This is a genomic window from Streptomyces mutomycini (assembly GCF_001700505.1).
GTDB classification, from domain to species: Bacteria; Actinomycetota; Actinomycetes; order Streptomycetales; family Streptomycetaceae; genus Streptomyces; species Streptomyces mutomycini.
The window spans coordinates 37,253-53,295 of the sequence record NZ_MAPV01000045.1; the positions used below are offsets into that span (position 1 = coordinate 37,253).

Here is a 16,043-nt window from a genome sequence, read left to right on the forward strand (position 1 = left end):
CCGGGGAATGTCGATGGACGCCGATCGTAGAGCGCGGCACTCCTCCGAGGACAGGCAATTTACCGATACTGACCAGCGACTTTGACATTATATACGGGATGCCGCATAGTTATGCCATTCGCTGCCGTCAGGCGGACGTACACCCCTTGCACACCCGAGGAGCACCGCAGTGAGCAACGGCACCGGTAACAGCGACGTACGCCTCTGGGGCGGCCGTTTCGCCGACGGCCCCGCCGAGGCGCTGGCCAAGCTGTCCGCCTCCGTCCACTTCGACTGGCGCCTCGCGCCGTACGACATCGCGGGCTCCCGCGCCCACGCGCGAGTGCTCAACAAGGCGGGGCTGCTCACCGACGACGAGCTGGCCCGCATGGCAGCCGGACTCGACGACCTCGAAGCCGCCGTCGCCGACGGCTCGTTCACCGGCACCATCGCCGACGAGGACGTCCACACCGCGCTGGAACGAGGGCTGCTGGAGCGCCTCGGCCCGGACCTCGGCGGGAAGCTGCGCGCCGGCCGGTCCCGCAACGACCAGGTCGCCACACTCTTCCGTATGTACCTCCGTGACCACGCGCGGATCATCGGCGGACTGATCGCCGAGCTCCAGGACGCGCTGGTGGGCCTGGCGGAGGCGCACCCGGACGTGGCCATGCCCGGCCGCACGCACCTCCAGCACGCGCAGCCCGTCCTCTTCGCCCACCACGTCCTGGCCCATGTGCAGTCCCTGATCCGGGACGCCGAGCGGCTGCGGCAGTGGGACGAGCGGACGGCGGTGTCCCCGTACGGCTCCGGCGCGCTGGCCGGGTCGTCCCTCGGGCTCGACCCGGAGGCCGTCGCGGCCGACCTCGGCTTCGAGCACGGCTCCGTCGCCAACTCCATCGACGGCACCGCGTCCCGGGACTTCGTCGCCGAGTTCGCGTTCATCACCGCGATGATCGGCGTCAACCTCTCCCGGATCGCCGAGGAGATCATCATCTGGAACACGAAGGAGTTCTCCTTCGTCACCCTCCACGACGCATTCTCCACCGGCTCCTCGATCATGCCGCAGAAGAAGAACCCGGACATCGCCGAGCTGGCCCGGGGCAAGTCCGGCCGCCTCATCGGCAACCTGACCGGGCTGATGGCGACGCTGAAGGCCCTCCCGCTCGCGTACAACCGCGACCTCCAGGAGGACAAGGAGCCGGTCTTCGACTCCTGCGACCAGCTCGAGGTCCTGCTCCCCGCCTTCACCGGCATGATGGCGACGCTCACCGTCAACCGGGAGCGCATGGAGGAACTGGCCCCGGCGGGGTTCTCCCTCGCCACGGACATCGCCGAGTGGCTCGTCAAGCAGGGCGTCCCCTTCCGGGTGGCGCACGAGGTCGCGGGCGAGTGCGTGAAGGTGTGCGAGCTTGAGGGCATCGAGCTCGACGAGCTGACGGACGAGCAGTTCGCGAAGATCTCCGAGCACCTCACCCCGGAGGTCCGCACCGTCCTGAACGTGCCCGGCGCGCTCGCCTCGCGCGACGGGCGCGGCGGAACGGCCCCCTCGGCCGTCGCCGTCCAGCTGGCCGAGGTGAAGGCCGACCTGGTGACGCAGCACGGCTGGGCGACCGCGCGCGGATGATTCGCAGGCATCGCGGGCTACGTTGACGGGAAGGCGTTCGGAACCGACCCAGAGGAGCCCGCGATGCCCTTCGCCCGCCTGAACCGAGCGACCACCCCCACCTCCCACATCGGGCTCGGCCTGGCTGCCGTCGGCAGGCCCGGATACATCACGCCGCACCGCGACCGCGATCTGCCCGGCGACCGGGGCGTGGACGCGCTGCGCGCCCGCACCCACGAGCTCCTGGACGCGGCCTACGCCCAGGGGGTGCGCTATTTCGACGCCGCCCGCTCCTACGGCCGGGCCGAGGAGTTTCTCGCCGAATGGCTGACCGCCCGTCCCGATGTGACGGATGTGGTCATCGGCAGCAAGTGGGGGTACACCTACACCGGTGACTGGCGCGTGGACGCCGAGACGCACGAGGTGAAGGACCACGGACTCGCCACCTTCGAACGTCAGCACGGCGAGACGGCCGCCCTGCTCGGCGACCGGCTCGATCTCTACCAGGTCCACTCGGTGACCGCCGACAGCCCCGCGCTGAGCGACAAGGACCTGCACGCGCGTCTCGCCGAGCTGGCCGCCGGAGGCACCACGGTGGGCTTCTCGGCGAGCGGCCCCGGCCAGGCCGACGCCATCCGGGCCGCCCTCGCCGTGACCGTGGACGGTGAACCCCTCTTCCGTACCGTCCAGGCCACCTACAACGCCCTGGACACCTCCGCCGGAGCGGCACTCGCCGAGGCGCACGAAGCGGGACTCACCGTGATCGTCAAGGAGGCCGTGGCCAACGGGCGGCTCGCCGGGACCGAGGCTCCCGCTGTGCTCCGGGAGATCGGCGCCGACGCGGGGCTGGACGCCGACGCCGTCGCCCTGGCGCTCGTGCTCCACCAGCCGTGGGCGGGAGTCGTCCTGTCCGGCGCGGTCACCGTCACCCAGCTGGCGGCCAATCTGCACGCGCCGCTGCTCGACCTCGACCCGGACCGGCTGGACCGGCTCGCCGCCCTGGTGGAGGAGCCGGAGGCCTACTGGCGCCACCGCGCCTCGCTGCCCTGGAGCTGAGCGGCCCGCCTCCGCCAGGTGGGCCGCCGCCTCGGTGTCCCCCTCACGCCCAGTCGGCGAGCGCCTCGAAGTCCGCCCGCACCAGCCCCACCCAGGGGTCGATCCGCCGCAGCAGGGCCCGCCCCGGATGGTGTGCGGCCACCCAGGCCGTGTCGAGAGTCGTGATCTCGTCGTCGACCCAGGCGAACGGCCGGCCATCCGCGTAGTCGACGACGTACCGCGTCTTCCAGTACGTCCCGTCGACCGTGACCGCGTGCATCGCGGGCCAGTCGATGTACGGCAGCGGGGGCAGCCCGATGCGGGGGCCGACCCACTCGTTCGCCTCGTCCTTCCAGGTGGTCGCCCAGACGAGTTCGTACCGGCCGGCGAGAGCCCGCAGCTCGTCGCCGTGACCTGGGCTGAGCAGTACGGGCAGCGGCACCCCGGTCGTCCACCCCGTCGGCCGCATCCGGTGGCGCGTGTAACCCTCAGGGGCGGTGGGGAGGGACAGCGCCGCATACGGGTTCAGCGGACCGTCGATGTCGATCAGCAGCAGCGGCTTCATGGGCGCCATGGTGCCTTGCCGGGTTGCTGACGGCCCGCGTGACGACGCGCCGGCTCCGGGCGGGGCGGCCTGGCGGTACGAGGTCGAGTGGAACGGACTCCGGAGAGTCGATGGGACATCGCTGTCTCACATGGGATAACTTTGTCTCATGACTCTCGATCGTGAGCAGGTGCTGCGGAGCGCCGCCGCACTGCTGACCCGCAAATCCACGGCGACCATGGACGAGGTGGCCAGGGCCGCGGGCATCGGCCGCGCCACCCTGCACCGGCACTTCGCAGGGAGGGACGCCCTGGTCGCGGCGCTGGAGAACCTCGGCATCCAGGAGTTCGAAGCCGCTCTGGACGCGGCCGCACTGGACGAGGGCAGCGCCGAGGACGGCCTGCGACGGCTGGTCACGGCCGTTCAGCCCGGTGCGGGGCTGCTGTCCTTCCTCGTCACCGAGAACCAGCTGTTCGAGGGCGACGACGTCAACGAGGGCTGGAGCCGTCTGGACGCCCGGGTGTCGGCCTTCTTCCGGCGTGGCCAGGAGCGTGGCGAGTTCCGGATCGACCTCACACCTGCCTGGCTGACCGAGGCGCTTTACGGACTGATCGGGAGCTGCGCGTGGTCCGTACAGACGGGCCGGGTCGCCGCGCAGGACTTCTCCTACATGATCGTCGAGTTGCTCCTCGGCGGAGCACGCCGGAGCGTGGAGAAATGAGCAGCACCGATGCAAGGGCGGGCGTCACGGGCGACCCGCACCATCCGGGCCGGTGGATCGCCCTCACCGTCCTCGTCCTGGCCGTGCTGCTGGTCGCCGTCGACGCCACCGTCCTCGGCCTCGCCACCCCATTCCTCAGCGAGGATCTCGAACCCACCGGCACCCAACTGCTCTGGATCGGCGACGTCTACTCCTTCGTCATCGCGGGACTCCTGGTCTCCATGGGCAGCCTCGGTGACCGCATCGGCCGCAAGAAGCTCCTGCTGACCGGTGCCACCGCCTTCGGCGCGGTCTCCGTGCTCAACGCCTACGCGTCGACTCCCGAGATGATGATCCTGGCCAGGGCTCTGCTCGGTGTCGCGGGCGCCACCCTGATGCCGTCCACCCTCGCCCTGATCCGCAATCTCTTCCACGATCCGCGCGAACGCAGCCTGGCCGTCGGCATCTGGGGTGCGATGGCAGCGGCGGGTGCCGCCGTCGGGCCGGTCGTGGGCGGGCTCCTGCTGGAGCACTTCTGGTGGGGATCGGTCTTCCTGATCAACCTGCCCGTGATGGCGGTCCTCGTCGCCGTGGGCATCAAGATGATCCCCGAGTCGAAGAACCCGGCACCGGGCCCCTGGGACCTGCTCAGCGTGGGGCTATCGCTGGTCGGCATGATCGGCATCGTGTACGCGATCAAGGAGGCCGCCGCACGCGGCCTGAGCTGGGAGGTTGGCGCGGTCGCCGTCGGCGGCGCGCTGGCGCTCACCTGGTTCGTACGCCGCCAGCTGAAGCTCCCCGCCCCCCTGCTGGACATGCGGCTCTTCCACCACAGAGGGTTCTCCGGCGCGGTCCTCGCCGACCTGCTGACCATCCTCGGACTGTCCGGGATCGTCTTCTTCCTCTCCCAGTTCCTGCAACTGGTCCAGGGGCGTGGTCCGCTCGAGGCCGGGCTCGCCGAACTGCCCGCGGCTGTCGGCGCGGTGACCGCCGGGCTCCTGGCGGGGAGCGTCGCACGCCGCTACTCCGTGCGCTCCGTGGTCGCCGTCGGGCTCGGTGCCATCGGCGTGTCGCTCGCCGTGGTCACGGTGATCCACAAGGAGACCGGCTACCCGCTGATCGGGGTCCTGCTCCTGGTGGTGGGCGTCGGCGCGGGATTCGCCTTCACCGTCACCTCCGACGTCATCCTCTCCAGCGTCCCGAAGGAGCAGGCGGGCTCGGCGTCAGCGGTGTCCGAGACGGCGTACGAACTCGGCGCCGCCCTCGGTATCGCGCTGCTGGGGTCCATCGTCACGGGCGTCTACAAGGACTTCGGGACCCCCGAGGGCATCCCTGTGACGGCCGCGACAGCGGCTCACGAGTCGCTGGGAGGAGCCGTGGAGACGGCGGAGCACCTTCCGGCGCAGCAGGGGAGCGAGCTCGTCATCGCCGCGCAGGAGGCCTTCGTCAACGGGCTGAGGGTCTCGGCGGCGGTCGGTGCCGTCGTGCTGCTCGCGACCGCGGTCGCCGCGTGGTTCCTGCTGCGCGGCCAGAAGCTGGAGGAAGGGATCGTCCCGGACGAGTGAGCGCTGCGGCGCGGTCGCGCCGAACGGCCGGAATCCACCCGTCCGGCTCAGGCGGCCTTCGCCTTCGTGGCGTACATGTCGACGTACTCCTGGCCGGACAGCCGCATCACCTCGGCCATCACGGAGTCGGTCACCGCCCGGAGGACGTAGCGGTCCCGGTCCATGCCCTCGTAGCGCGAGAACTCCATCGGCTCACCGAAGCGGACCGTGACCTTGCCCGGGCGGGGCAGGCCGGCGCCGCCCGGCTGCAGCTTGTCCGTGCCGATCATCGCGAACGGCACGACCGGCGCACCGGTCATCAGGGTCAGCCGGGCGATTCCCGTACGGCCACGGTAGAGGCGGCCGTCGGGGGAGCGGGTGCCCTCGGGATAGATGGCGAAGGCGTTGCCCTCCTCCAGCACCCGGCGGCCCGTCATCAGCGCCGCGACGCCGCCGCGGCCACCGTCCCGGTCCACCGGGATCATCCCGCAGCCCGTGAAGAACCACGCCATCAGCCGGCCCTTGAGGCCCTTGCCGGTGACGTACTCGTCCTTGCCGATGTAGAAGACCGGCCGGTCGCAGCAGATCGGCATGATCATCGAGTCGATGAACGTCAGGTGGTTGCCCGCGAGGATCACCGGCCCGGTCCCGGGGATGTTCTCGACGCCCTCCACCTGTGGCCGGAAGAGCAGGCGCAGGATCGGTCCGAGCACTGCCTTGATGACCGTGAGTCGGGACAACGCATCCTCCGGTGACGTGGCCGGGCGGCCGGGGCGGGAATTCGCGAGGGTCTGTGCAGGTGAGGACGATACTCGCGGGTACCGCCTCTGCGCACATCGGGTTCACGGAGTGGATACGCAGTGTTGACGTGTGTTTCCGCCATGTTCGTCCACGGGCTGCCCCACCGATGGCGTAGCTGCCTACGATCAAGCCTCCCCCGAAGGTGCCGGACATCACATGCGAGGAGCAATCATGACAGAGCGCGCCCGGACCGCACCCGGTCGGCGGACCCTCCTGGGGGCCGCCGTCCTCGGTACCACGGCCCTCGGCCTGTCCGGAACGGCTGACGCGGCCGGGCGTGGCGCGCCCGACGCCCGGAGCGGCAGGCACGGCTCCTACCGGGACCTGCCCGTGCCCACCGTCATCGGCCACCGGGGCGCCAGCGGTTACCGTCCCGAGCACACCCTCGGCTCCTACCAGCTCGCCCTGGACATGGGTGCGCACATAGTCGAACAGGACCTCGTGCCCACCAAGGACGGCCACCTGGTGTGCCGTCACGAGAACGACATCACCGGCACCACGGATGTCGCGGAGCACCCCGAGTTCGCGAGCCGCAGGACCACCAAGAAGGTGGACGGCATCTCGCTCACCGGCTGGTTCACCGAGGACTTCACCCTCGCCGAACTGAAGACCCTGCGGGCCAAGGAGCGCATCCCCGGCAACCGCCAGGAGAACACGCTGTACGACGGCCGCTGGGAGATCCCGACGTTCGAGGAGGTCCTGCGCTGGGCGGACCAGGAGGGCCGCAGGCGCGGCAGGCCCGTCTGGCTCTACGTCGAGACCAAGCACCCCTCCTACTTCAGGGGCCTCGGGCTCGGCCTGGAGGAGCCGCTCGCCAAGCTGCTGCGCCGTCACGGCCGGCACCGGGCGGACTCCGCACTGATCCTCCAGTCCTTCGAGCCGACCTCGATGCAGCGGCTGTCGAAGCTCGTCGCCACTCCTCGTGTCGTCCTGCTGTCCGGACCGAAGGAACGGCCCTGGGACTTCGTCGAGGCCGGTGACCCCCGTACCGTCGCCGACCTGGTGCGGCCCACGGGGCTGAAGTGGATCGCGTCCTTCGCGCAGGGCATCGGCCCTACGCTGGACCTGGTCATCCCCAGGGACGGCGCCGGGCGGCTGACCACCCCGACCGCCCTGGTCGCGGACGCGCACGCGCGGGGCCTGATCCTGCACCCCTACACGTCTCGCAACGAGAACACCTTCCTGCCCGCGGAGTTCCGGCGCGGCACGGACCCGAACGCGTACGGGGACGTGTTCGGCGCTCTCCGGGTGTACTTCGAGGCGGGCATCGACGGGATCTTCTCCGACAATCCCGACACCGCCCTGCTCGCGGCCGCGGAATTCGCCCGGGACTGAGACCCGTCGGCCGAGACCCTACGGCTGGGACCCCAGGGCTGAGACGCGACAGCCGGGGCCCGGGCCGGGAGCGTCAGCGGTCCGGCCCGTATGCCCCGGTCGGGTGGAGCTCCCCGTGTGCGGCAACCCGCCGCACACGGGGAGCGTTGACGGGGCATGACTCTTCTTGATCATGTCTCCACGCCCCCGGCCGGGGGGACCGGTGGCCGGCAGCCCGAGGTCGTCCACGCCCTGTACGCGCTGGTGCGCGCGGAGGCGGCAGCCGAGGCCCACGCCGCCGGGGTCGAAGCCGCGGACCTCGAACAGGCGGTGTGGCTGAGGCTGCTGGAGCGCCCGGCCGGCCCCCGCGCGCCCGGTCCCGAACCCGCCGACCCCGCCCGCTGGGTCCGCGCAGCCGTGCGCGCGGAAGCGCGCGTCGCCCGCCGGAGGGCCCGGCGCGAGCGTGCGTACACCGGCGGTGAGCCGCCGGGTGACTGGACCGGCTGCCCCGAACGGATCACGGTCGGAGCGGACGAACGGCGGGCGCTGCGCGCCGCGGTGGGCCGGCTGCCCGGCAGATGCCCGCGGTTACTCGAGGCGATGCTGGCCGCCCACGATCCGACGTACCGGGAGATCGCGGGGGAGTTGGGTATGTCACAGGGCAGTTTGGGCCCGATGCGTTCCCGATGCCTCGGATGTCTGCGCAGAATGCTCGCGGCGGAGGTTGTAGCTCCTGAACTGCGGGGAAAGGAGCGGTAGACAACCGGCGGATCAGGTGAGCGGGAGGCATGCACACATGGGCATGAGTGTGACCATCTCGGCGGCGACGGCACAGGACGTCGAGCAGATCTTCAGACTCCAGTACCTCTGTTTCCAGAGCGAGGCGGAGCTCTACGGCAACTACCGGATCGGCCCGCTCGTCCAGTCCCTCGACTCCGTCCGGGACGAAGTCGGCACGGACCTGGTGTTCGTGGCGAGGCTCGGCGACGAAGTCGTCGGCTCGGTACGCGGCTTCACCGACGCGGACGGCACCGGCCGGATCGGCAAGCTCTGCGTCCACCCCCGGCTCCGTAACCACGGTCTCGGCACCCGCCTCCTGCGTGCCGCCGAATCCGGCCTGGCGGACGGGCGTTCGGCCACCCGCTTCCGCCTGCACACGGGGGAGCGAAGCGAAGGAAACCTGCGGCTCTACCGCAAGGCCGGTTACGCCCGGGTGGGCAACGCCACCGGAGACGACGGCGTGCAGTTGGTCCTGCTCGAAAAGGACGCCGCCGCGTCGGCCTACGCGGCCAGTGCCTGAACGACTCCCGTGACGCCCGGTGTCAGTCGTTCCGTGCGTGGCGCAGCCAGATCATCCCCGTGACCGGAAGGATCACCGGGATGAACAGATAGCCCATGCCGAACCCCGACCACACCGTGCTGTCGGGGAAGGCGGACGGCTCCAGCCGCGCCCAGGTGCCGACGATCAGCACACCCGCGAGCTCGGCGGCGCAGCACACCAGCGCCGCCCTGCGCGCCGTCTCCCCGCCCCGCACCAGCGAGTACGTGATGAACCCGTACACGACGGCGGCGACGGCCGAGAGGATGTAGGCGAGCGGCGCCTTGCCGAAGTCCAGGATCATCTCGACGATCGAGCGGGAAGCGGCGGCCACGGTGAACACCCCGTAGAACCAGACCAGTACCCGGCCCGGCCCGGTACCGAGCTCGAACCGCTGCTTCTCGCGCGGGGCGTCCGGCCGAGAGGCTTCGTGCTCCGGGCCCGTGGAGGTGTGGGCCTCCGTGCGGTCGGTGTCGCTCAAGGTTCAGTTTCCCCAGATGTCGTAGAGCCGCACTTCGAGGACGGCGAGCACGACCGCGCCGGCCGACACCGTCACCGAGCCCCAGCGGGTCCGCTCCGACAGCGACAGGAAAGCCGCCGCGGGCACGGACGCGAAGGCGCCGATCAGATAGGCGATGAAGATCGTCATGCCCTGGTCGGGCCGCTCGCCGCGCGCCAGCTGCACGATTCCCACGAGCAGCTGTGCCAGGGCCAGCACGGAGACGACCGCCATACCGATGAAGTGCCAGTCCTTCGTGGGCTGGTCCCGGTAGGCGGCGATTCCGCACCAGGCGGCGAGGGCGAGCGCGGTCACGGCGACCGCGACCGTCAGGGCGTCGAGCATGAGGTGAGGGTATTACGGACGGGGTGTGCCGCCGCGTGCGGCCCCGGGCGGCGCATGGACGCGGGCGGTGTCCAGGAATCGTGGCCTTTGCCACAGGGTGAGCACAGCGTGATCGCTGCGCCGAAGGTGCTGGGCCCGTAGCCGCCGGTGTCTTCGCAGGTCGAGGCGGTGTGCGGAGAAGCGGGGATGGCGGGGACGGCGCGTCCACGGCCGTCCGCTATTCGGACGCGATGGGTCGCCGGGACGTTACGTCTGTTTTACTTGGGCCATGACCACGACGAGCTACCGCAGCCCTGCGACCGAGGCGATCACGACGCCCGGTGCTCGTTGTATGTGTCGAATGCGCGCCTTCTGAGGGCCCCAGCCTGAGCCTCGCGCCCCGAAGCGAGCCCGTGCCGTCCGCACCCGGTGGCCCGGGCATGCCCGGCGGCCGCGCCCCGCGCCGGACCGTGCCGAGACTCCCGCCGGCCGGCCGCCGACAGCAGTCTCACCAGCCGAATGCCCCGTGCCCGGCGGACACCGCGCCGTGCACTCGACAGTGACGGAAACCCCTGTGATCACCACTTCGGGCCTCACGAAGGTCTACCAGTCACGCGGCCGTGAGGTCACCGCCCTGGACGGCGTGGACCTGCACGTCCGCGAGGGAGAGGTCTACGGCGTCGTCGGACAGAGCGGCGCCGGCAAGTCCTCCCTCATCCGCTGCGTCAACCTCCTCGAACGCCCCACCTCGGGCACGGTGACGGTCGCCGGCCAGGACCTCACGGCCCTGGCGGGCCGAGGCCGCCGCGCAGGGAAGGAACTCCGCCGGGCACGCAGCCGCATCGGCATGGTCTTCCAGCACTTCAACCTGCTGGACTCCCGCACCGTACGGGACAACGTCGAGCTCCCCCTGGAGATCCTCGGGCTTTCCGGACAGGCTCGGACCAGCAAGGCGCTCGAACTCCTCGACCTCGTGGGTCTCTCCGACAAGGCGAAGGCCTACCCCGGTCAGCTGTCCGGAGGCCAGAAGCAGCGCGTCGGCATCGCCCGCGCCCTCGCCGGTGACCCGGAGGTGCTCCTCTCCGACGAGGCGACCTCCGCACTGGACCCGGAGACCACCCGCTCCATCCTTCAGCTGCTGCGCGACCTCAACCAGGAGCTCGGCCTCACCGTCCTGCTCATCACGCACGAGATGGACGTGGTCAAGACCGTCTGCGACTCCGCGGCGCTGATGAGGAAGGGCCGCATCGTCGAGTCGGGAACCGTCGGCTCGCTGCTGGCCACGCCCGGCTCCGAGCTGGCCCACGAACTGTTCCCGGTCGGCGGCACCGCCTCCGGTCCCGGCTCCACCGTCGTCGACGTCACCTTCCACGGAGACGCCGCTGCCCAGCCGGTGATCTCGCAGCTCTCCCGGACGTACAACATCGACATCTCGATCCTCGGTGCCGCGATGGACACCGTCGGCGGCAGGCAGATCGGCCGCATGCGCATCGAGCTGCCCGGCCGCTTCGAGGAGAACGTCGTACCGATCGGCTTCCTGCGCGAGCAGGGCCTCCAGGCCGAGATCGTGGACGACGGCCCCGCCGTCTCCGCCGGCATCCCCGCCCAGACCCCCGCCACGATCACCAAGGAGGTGGCGAAGTGACCTGGTCGGAAATGCAGCCACTGCTCTCGCAGGGAACCATCGACACCCTCTACATGGTGCTCTGGTCCACGCTCGTCACCGTCGTCGGCGGACTGCCGCTCGGCATCCTGCTCGTCCTCACCGACAAGGACGGGCTGCTCCAGAACACGGCCGTGAACAAGGTCATCGGCGTGATCGTGAACATCGGCCGCTCCCTGCCGTTCATCATCCTGCTGATCGCGCTGATCCCCTTCACCACCTGGGTCGTCGGCACCTTCATCGGCCCGTCCGCGATGATCGTGCCGCTCGCCGTCGGCGCCATCCCCTTCTTCGCCCGGCTGGTGGAGACCGCGGTGCGCGAGGTCGACCACGGGCTCGTCGAGGCCGTCCAGTCCATGGGCGGATCCATCCCGACGATCGTGCGCAAGGTCCTCCTGCCGCAGGCACTGCCCTCACTCGTGTCCGCTGTCACCACCACCGTCATCGTGCTCATCGGCTACTCGGCGATGGCCGGAGCGGTCGGCGGCGAGGGGCTCGGCTCCAAGGCCGTCACCTACGGATTCCAGCGCTTCGACAACCAGTTCATGCTCATCACCGTCGTGCTGCTCATCGTCATCGTGACCGTGGTCCAGCTGATCGGCGACGGAGCCGTACGCCTGCTGGCCCGCCGGGGCCGCACCACCTCCTGAACTTCTCCTCCCCCTGAAGCCCGCACTCCTTGTCCGGGCGCACCACCATCACCACCGGAAAGAGGCACTCTTCGTGCGTAAGAACATCAAGATCACCGCTGCCGCCGCAGCCACCGCCGCCCTCGCCTTCGGCCTCAGCGCCTGCGGCACGGACTCCGACCCGGCCGCCAAGGGCGAGACCGGTGCCGGCGCGGACACCTCCAAGGCCCTCGTCGTCGCCGCGTCCCCGACGCCGCACGCCGACATCCTGAACTACGTCAAGAAGAACCTGGCGGACAAGGCCGGCCTCGAGCTGGAGGTCAAGGAGTTCACGGACTACGTCCTGCCGAACACCGCCACCGAGAACGGCCAGGTCGACGCCAACTTCTTCCAGCACAAGCCCTACCTGGACGACTTCAACAAGAAGAACAAGACCCACATCGTCCCGGTGGTGAACGTCCACCTCGAACCCCTCGGCCTCTACTCCAAGAAGGTCAAGGACGTGAAGGACATCAAGGCCGGCCAGACGATCGCCGTCCCGAACGACACCACCAACGAGGGCCGTGCGCTCCAGCTGCTCGCCGAGAACGGGCTGATCACCGTCAAGGACGGCGTCGGCACCAACGCCAAGCTCAGCGACATCACGGACAAGAAGGGCCTGGAGTTCAAGGAGATCGAGGCCGCGACCGTGCCCCGCGCCCTCGACGACGTCGACGCCGCCGTCATCAACGGCAACTACGCCATCGAGGCCGACCTGAAGCCGGGCCAGGACTCCCTCGCGCTGGAGAAGGCGGAGGGCAACCCGTACGCCAACTTCCTGGCCGTCAAGGAGGGCAACGAGGAGGACCCGCGCGTCCAGAAGCTCGCGAAGCTCCTGAACTCCGACGAGGTCAAGAAGTTCATCGAGGACACCTACAAGGGCTCGATCACCCCCGCCTTCGGCGAGCCCGCCAAGTCCTGACATCCAGGCACCACTTGCCGCACGAGCCCCGCACACCCGCACCAGGGTGTGCGGGGCTCCGCCGTGCGGACCCGGCCATGCGCATCCAGGGCCCGATGCTGCATGCTGGTGGCTTTACACGGTCTTCGGCATGGAGCTGCGCATGACTACCACCTTCCCGTCCATCTCCATCAGCACGGACAGGTTGGTGCTGCGCCCCTTCGACATGGCGGACGTCCCGGCGTACATCGAGATGATGAACGACGAACTGGTCACCGCCTGGACCGAAGCACCGCACCCGTACACCCAGGTCGACGCCGAACGGTGGGTCCGCAGGATCGCGCCCGCCGAACGCACCCAGGGCAACGGCATCGTCTTCGCCGTCACCGAGTTCCTCACCCAGCGTCTCGTCGGTTCGGTGCGGCTCCTCAACACCGACCGGCGCACCCTGGCCACCGAGGTCCGCTACATCACCGCGCCCTGGGCACGCGGGGAGGGATACGCGACCGAGTCCGTGCTGGCACTCGCCGAGTGGCTCTTCCGCGACCAGGGCTTCGAGCGGATCGAACTGCGCACCCCCGCCGGGAACACCGCCTCCCAGCAGGTCGCCCAGAAGCTGGGCTGCATCAGCGAGGGAGTCCTGCGCAACGCCCGCATAGCCAGGACCGCCACCGAGGACGGAGGCTGGACCGACATCCGGACCGACCTCATCGTGTGGGGGCTCCTGCCCGAGGACCTGGAGGGCGTCGCCGAGCAGCTGGCCGACGCCGGCGGCTACGGCACGTACAACGACTGGAACTGATCCTCCCCGCCGGGCCGCAGGAGCCCCCGGCGGGGCGTTGGTACGGACCGGCTACGCTCACCCTTGCTCCGCCCCCCGCGCGGAGAGCCCCGCATGCTCACACACCAGGAGACTGACGAGATGGCCGACCGGGTGACGGTGATCGGCTGGGACGGCTCGCCACTGACCAGGGCGGCCACGGCCGCACTCTCGGCCGCCACGCTCGTCGCCGGTGCCGCGCACCACCTCGCACTCCCGGAAGTGCCCGAGCGGGCCGAACGCGTCCGCCTCGGCAGCGTCGACCTGGCCGCCCGCAGGATCGCGGGCCACCGCGGGAGCGCCGTCGTCCTCGCGGACGGCGACCCCGGCTTCTTCGGCGTCGTACGCACCCTGCACAAGCCCGAACACGGACTCGAGGTGGAGGTCGTTCCCGCCGTCTCGTCCGTCGCGACCGCCTTCGCCCGCGCCGGAATGCCGTGGGACGACGCGCAGATCGTCGTCGCCCAGCCGCGCACCCTGCGCCGCGCCGTCAACGTCATCCGCGCCCACCACAAGGTGGCCGTACTCACCTCCCCCGGAGCGGGCCCCGCCGAGCTCGCCCTGCTGCTCGAAGGGGTCCACCGGACCTTCGTCATCTGCGAGGAGCTCGGCACCGTACGCGAGCGGGTCACCGTCCTCACATCCGACAAGACGGCCGACCACACCTGGCGCGACCCCAACGTCGTCATCGCCATAGGCGGCGGCCCCGAGACCACCGCCACCAGTGCCTGGATCGCGGGCCGCAGCCCGGTCCACCCCGAGGGCGTCCGCGGCTGGGCCCTGCCCGCCGCGTCGTACGGTGGTGCGGGGGAGGGCGGCGAAGGGGAGTCGCCCGGCCTGCGCGCCGCACAGCTGGCCCGCCTCGGGCCCCGCGCCGGTGACCTGGTCTGGGACATCGGCTGCGGCAGCGGCGCCCTCGCCGTGGAGGCGGCCCGCTTCGGTGCAGCGGTGCTCGCCGTGGACAGCGACCCGGACGCCTGCGCGCGTACGACGGCGGCGGCCCGCACCTTCCAGGCCGGCGTCCAGGTCGTCAGGGGAACGGCCCCGCACGTGCTGGAACGTCTTCCCGAACCCGACGTCGTACGGATCGGCGGCGGCGGAGTCCCCGTGGTCACGGCGGTGGCCGACCGGCGGCCGGAACGCATCGTCACCCATGCCTCGAACCGTGACGAGGCGGAGGCGTTGGGCGCGGCGCTCTCGGAGAACGGATACACCGTCGAGTGCGCGCTGCTCCAGTCCGTGGAACTGGACACCTCCGCCTGGGCGGAGCGCGAGCGGACCGTCGTCTTCCTGCTCTCCGCGGTGCGTACCGACCTCGCCCCCTGAACCCTTCGCGGGGGGCGCGAGGTAGGCTGACCGATTGTTGTACCGCGCCCGGCTGTTCGACGGTTCGTTCGTCAATGTCCGGAAAAGTGGACCGCTTTGGTCCGCGATGTGGTACGGCGCAACCGGGGGACGCGCAACGTGGCGCAGTCCACAGCGAGCCGGGGCAGAACTGTCTGCCGCGGCGGCGAACGGCCGCGAGAATGTATACCTCCGCGCGCGTTTCGTGCCGCGCGGGGAGCCCGCTCGTTCTTGTTGACGAGCACCGGCGTCCCGTGGTTCGGGCATCCCGGGCAAAGGGCGAAGGAGCACTGACGATGGGCGAGGGGTACGCATGACTGACACCGGCCAGATCCCGGGCGAGGGACTGCCGGAGAACGCAGGCATGGTGGAGCAGCCGGGCATCCCCGTCCCGGACGCCTACACCTACCTCGAACCCTCCGAGCCCATCGCCGAGGACGACGACCTCCTCCTGATGCCCGCGACCCAGGGTGCGTGGAGCGACGCTCCTGCCGCCCCGACGGGCCTGTCCGAGCAGCTCCCGGCGCACGCCCAGGCCGTGAACGGCACGCACGGACGCGGGGTGGCCGACGTCAACGGCGTACGGATCCCGGCGCACACGCCGGTGCAGGTCCCGGCCGCCGCCGGGCCCGCCCGGCGCCCGCTCCACCGCGGCCCCGCCTCCACCGAGGCGCCCTCCTACGGGGGGACGCCGACCCACGGGGTGGTCCGCTCGCTCGCGGACCGGGGACCGGCCGGCCCGCAGAACCCGATGCCCGTGCGGCATGCGGGACCGCCGACGACCGGTCCTGAGTACTACGACATCCCGGCCGAGGACGCGGCCGTGCTGCCGGGCCCGCAGCTGGGCGAGATCCCGCCCCAGGGCGCGCCCGCCTGGGGGCCGCCGGAGCCGGCCGCCGCGCCGGAGCCGGTGGTCGAGCCTGATCCGGTGGTGGAGCCTGAGGCATTGGTCGATTCCGTCGCGCCGGCCGAGCACGCTGAAGCGA

Annotated in this window: 16 protein-coding genes and 1 pseudogene; 13 read left to right on the forward strand and 4 right to left on the reverse strand. The window is 70.7% G+C overall.

The window, feature by feature from the left end; genetic code table 11:
• The first annotated feature begins 169 nt into the window (after positions 1-169).
• Together argH and BFF76_RS07420 are read left to right on the forward strand one after the other, a co-directional pair.
• Positions 170-1,603 (forward strand): argininosuccinate lyase, encoded by a 1,434-nt coding sequence (gene argH / locus BFF76_RS07415; protein WP_031097592.1) that lies wholly within the window; start codon positions 170-172, stop codon positions 1,601-1,603.
• 63 nt (positions 1,604-1,666) lie between these two features.
• Positions 1,667-2,638 carry an aldo/keto reductase gene (locus BFF76_RS07420; RefSeq protein ID WP_065847692.1) on the forward strand — a complete coding sequence of 324 codons (972 nt, stop codon included), beginning with the start codon at positions 1,667-1,669 and terminating at the stop codon, positions 2,636-2,638.
• Between the two features lie 43 nt (positions 2,639-2,681).
• Here the strand turns inward: BFF76_RS07420 and BFF76_RS07425 are convergent, their stop codons facing one another.
• Entirely contained in the window at positions 2,682-3,182 is a 501-nt protein-coding gene (locus BFF76_RS07425) for an HAD domain-containing protein (protein ID WP_065847696.1), read from the reverse strand.
• A gap of 148 nt (positions 3,183-3,330) precedes the next feature.
• On the opposite strand from BFF76_RS07425, the gene BFF76_RS07430 reads away from it, so the two are divergent.
• Positions 3,331-3,882: a TetR/AcrR family transcriptional regulator gene (locus BFF76_RS07430; RefSeq protein ID WP_031097598.1), complete on the forward strand. Its 552-nt coding sequence runs from the start codon at positions 3,331-3,333 to the stop codon at positions 3,880-3,882.
• Positions 3,879-5,426 (forward strand): MFS transporter, encoded by a 1,548-nt coding sequence (locus tag BFF76_RS07435; protein WP_031097600.1) that lies wholly within the window; start codon positions 3,879-3,881, stop codon positions 5,424-5,426. The genes BFF76_RS07430 and BFF76_RS07435 overlap by 4 nt, the downstream gene beginning before the upstream one ends.
• A gap of 47 nt (positions 5,427-5,473) precedes the next feature.
• On the opposite strand, the gene BFF76_RS07440 is transcribed toward BFF76_RS07435, so the two are convergent.
• Complete coding sequence (locus BFF76_RS07440; protein ID WP_031097601.1) at positions 5,474-6,145, reverse strand: lysophospholipid acyltransferase family protein; 672 nt, start codon at positions 6,143-6,145, stop codon at positions 5,474-5,476.
• A 232-nt stretch (positions 6,146-6,377) separates the two neighbouring features.
• Here BFF76_RS07440 and BFF76_RS07445 point away from each other — a divergent pair, with 232 nt between their 5' ends.
• The 3 genes from BFF76_RS07445 to BFF76_RS07455 all read left to right on the forward strand — a co-directional run bounded on the left by BFF76_RS07445 (position 6,378) and on the right by BFF76_RS07455 (position 8,820).
• The gene (locus tag BFF76_RS07445) at positions 6,378-7,541 is read left to right on the forward strand and encodes a glycerophosphodiester phosphodiesterase (protein WP_031097603.1); all 1,164 of its coding nucleotides are present in this window, start codon (positions 6,378-6,380) and stop codon (positions 7,539-7,541) included.
• Between the two features lie 156 nt (positions 7,542-7,697).
• Positions 7,698-8,279 carry a sigma-70 RNA polymerase sigma factor region 4 domain-containing protein gene (locus BFF76_RS07450; protein WP_031097604.1) on the forward strand — a complete coding sequence of 194 codons (582 nt, stop codon included), beginning with the start codon at positions 7,698-7,700 and terminating at the stop codon, positions 8,277-8,279.
• 37 nt (positions 8,280-8,316) lie between these two features.
• Positions 8,317-8,820 carry a GNAT family N-acetyltransferase gene (locus BFF76_RS07455; protein WP_031097606.1) on the forward strand — a complete coding sequence of 168 codons (504 nt, stop codon included), beginning with the start codon at positions 8,317-8,319 and terminating at the stop codon, positions 8,818-8,820.
• Between the two features lie 22 nt (positions 8,821-8,842).
• Here the strand turns inward: BFF76_RS07455 and BFF76_RS07460 are convergent, their stop codons facing one another.
• Both BFF76_RS07460 and BFF76_RS07465 read right to left on the reverse strand, forming a co-directional pair.
• Complete coding sequence (locus tag BFF76_RS07460; RefSeq protein WP_031097608.1) at positions 8,843-9,319, reverse strand: hypothetical protein; 477 nt, start codon at positions 9,317-9,319, stop codon at positions 8,843-8,845.
• A gap of 3 nt (positions 9,320-9,322) precedes the next feature.
• Positions 9,323-9,682, reverse strand: a complete 360-nt coding sequence (locus BFF76_RS07465; RefSeq protein ID WP_031097610.1) for a hypothetical protein — start codon at positions 9,680-9,682, stop codon at positions 9,323-9,325.
• 553 nt (positions 9,683-10,235) lie between these two features.
• On the opposite strand from BFF76_RS07465, the gene BFF76_RS07470 reads away from it, so the two are divergent.
• From BFF76_RS07470 to BFF76_RS07495, 6 genes and pseudogenes are all read left to right on the forward strand, one after another.
• Complete coding sequence (locus BFF76_RS07470; protein ID WP_031097612.1) at positions 10,236-11,306, forward strand: methionine ABC transporter ATP-binding protein; 1,071 nt, start codon at positions 10,236-10,238, stop codon at positions 11,304-11,306.
• On the forward strand, positions 11,303-11,974 hold the full coding sequence (locus BFF76_RS07475) for a methionine ABC transporter permease (protein ID WP_031097614.1): 672 nt from the start codon (positions 11,303-11,305) through the stop codon (positions 11,972-11,974). The genes BFF76_RS07470 and BFF76_RS07475 overlap by 4 nt, the downstream gene beginning before the upstream one ends.
• A 73-nt stretch (positions 11,975-12,047) precedes the next feature.
• Positions 12,048-12,914 carry a MetQ/NlpA family ABC transporter substrate-binding protein gene (locus BFF76_RS07480; RefSeq protein WP_031097616.1) on the forward strand — a complete coding sequence of 289 codons (867 nt, stop codon included), beginning with the start codon at positions 12,048-12,050 and terminating at the stop codon, positions 12,912-12,914.
• 142 nt (positions 12,915-13,056) lie between these two features.
• Positions 13,057-13,695 carry a GNAT family N-acetyltransferase gene (locus BFF76_RS07485; RefSeq protein WP_051834721.1) on the forward strand — a complete coding sequence of 213 codons (639 nt, stop codon included), beginning with the start codon at positions 13,057-13,059 and terminating at the stop codon, positions 13,693-13,695.
• Positions 13,696-13,815: 120 nt separating this feature from the next.
• Positions 13,816-15,039 carry a precorrin-6y C5,15-methyltransferase (decarboxylating) subunit CbiE gene (gene cbiE / locus BFF76_RS07490; protein WP_065847698.1) on the forward strand — a complete coding sequence of 408 codons (1,224 nt, stop codon included), beginning with the start codon at positions 13,816-13,818 and terminating at the stop codon, positions 15,037-15,039.
• A gap of 331 nt (positions 15,040-15,370) precedes the next feature.
• Positions 15,371-16,043 (forward strand): annotated as a pseudogene (locus BFF76_RS07495) (nicotinate-nucleotide--dimethylbenzimidazole phosphoribosyltransferase); the annotation flags it as partial.

Bases quoted from the DNA above. Each gene is read 5' to 3' on its own strand.
- cbiE (WP_065847698.1), top strand. From the start codon at position 13,816: ATGGCCGACCGGGTGACGGTGATCGGCTGGGACGGCTCGCCACTGACC.
- BFF76_RS07465 (WP_031097610.1), bottom strand. From the start codon at position 9,682: ATGCTCGACGCCCTGACGGTCGCGGTCGCCGTGACCGCGCTCGCCCTC.
- BFF76_RS07425 (WP_065847696.1), bottom strand. From the start codon at position 3,182: ATGAAGCCGCTGCTGCTGATCGACATCGACGGTCCGCTGAACCCGTAT.
- BFF76_RS07455 (WP_031097606.1), top strand. From the start codon at position 8,317: ATGGGCATGAGTGTGACCATCTCGGCGGCGACGGCACAGGACGTCGAG.
- BFF76_RS07435 (WP_031097600.1), top strand. From the start codon at position 3,879: ATGAGCAGCACCGATGCAAGGGCGGGCGTCACGGGCGACCCGCACCAT.
- BFF76_RS07485 (WP_051834721.1), top strand. From the start codon at position 13,057: ATGACTACCACCTTCCCGTCCATCTCCATCAGCACGGACAGGTTGGTG.
- BFF76_RS07420 (WP_065847692.1), top strand. From the start codon at position 1,667: ATGCCCTTCGCCCGCCTGAACCGAGCGACCACCCCCACCTCCCACATC.
- BFF76_RS07450 (WP_031097604.1), top strand. From the start codon at position 7,698: ATGACTCTTCTTGATCATGTCTCCACGCCCCCGGCCGGGGGGACCGGT.
- BFF76_RS07445 (WP_031097603.1), top strand. From the start codon at position 6,378: ATGACAGAGCGCGCCCGGACCGCACCCGGTCGGCGGACCCTCCTGGGG.
- BFF76_RS07430 (WP_031097598.1), top strand. From the start codon at position 3,331: ATGACTCTCGATCGTGAGCAGGTGCTGCGGAGCGCCGCCGCACTGCTG.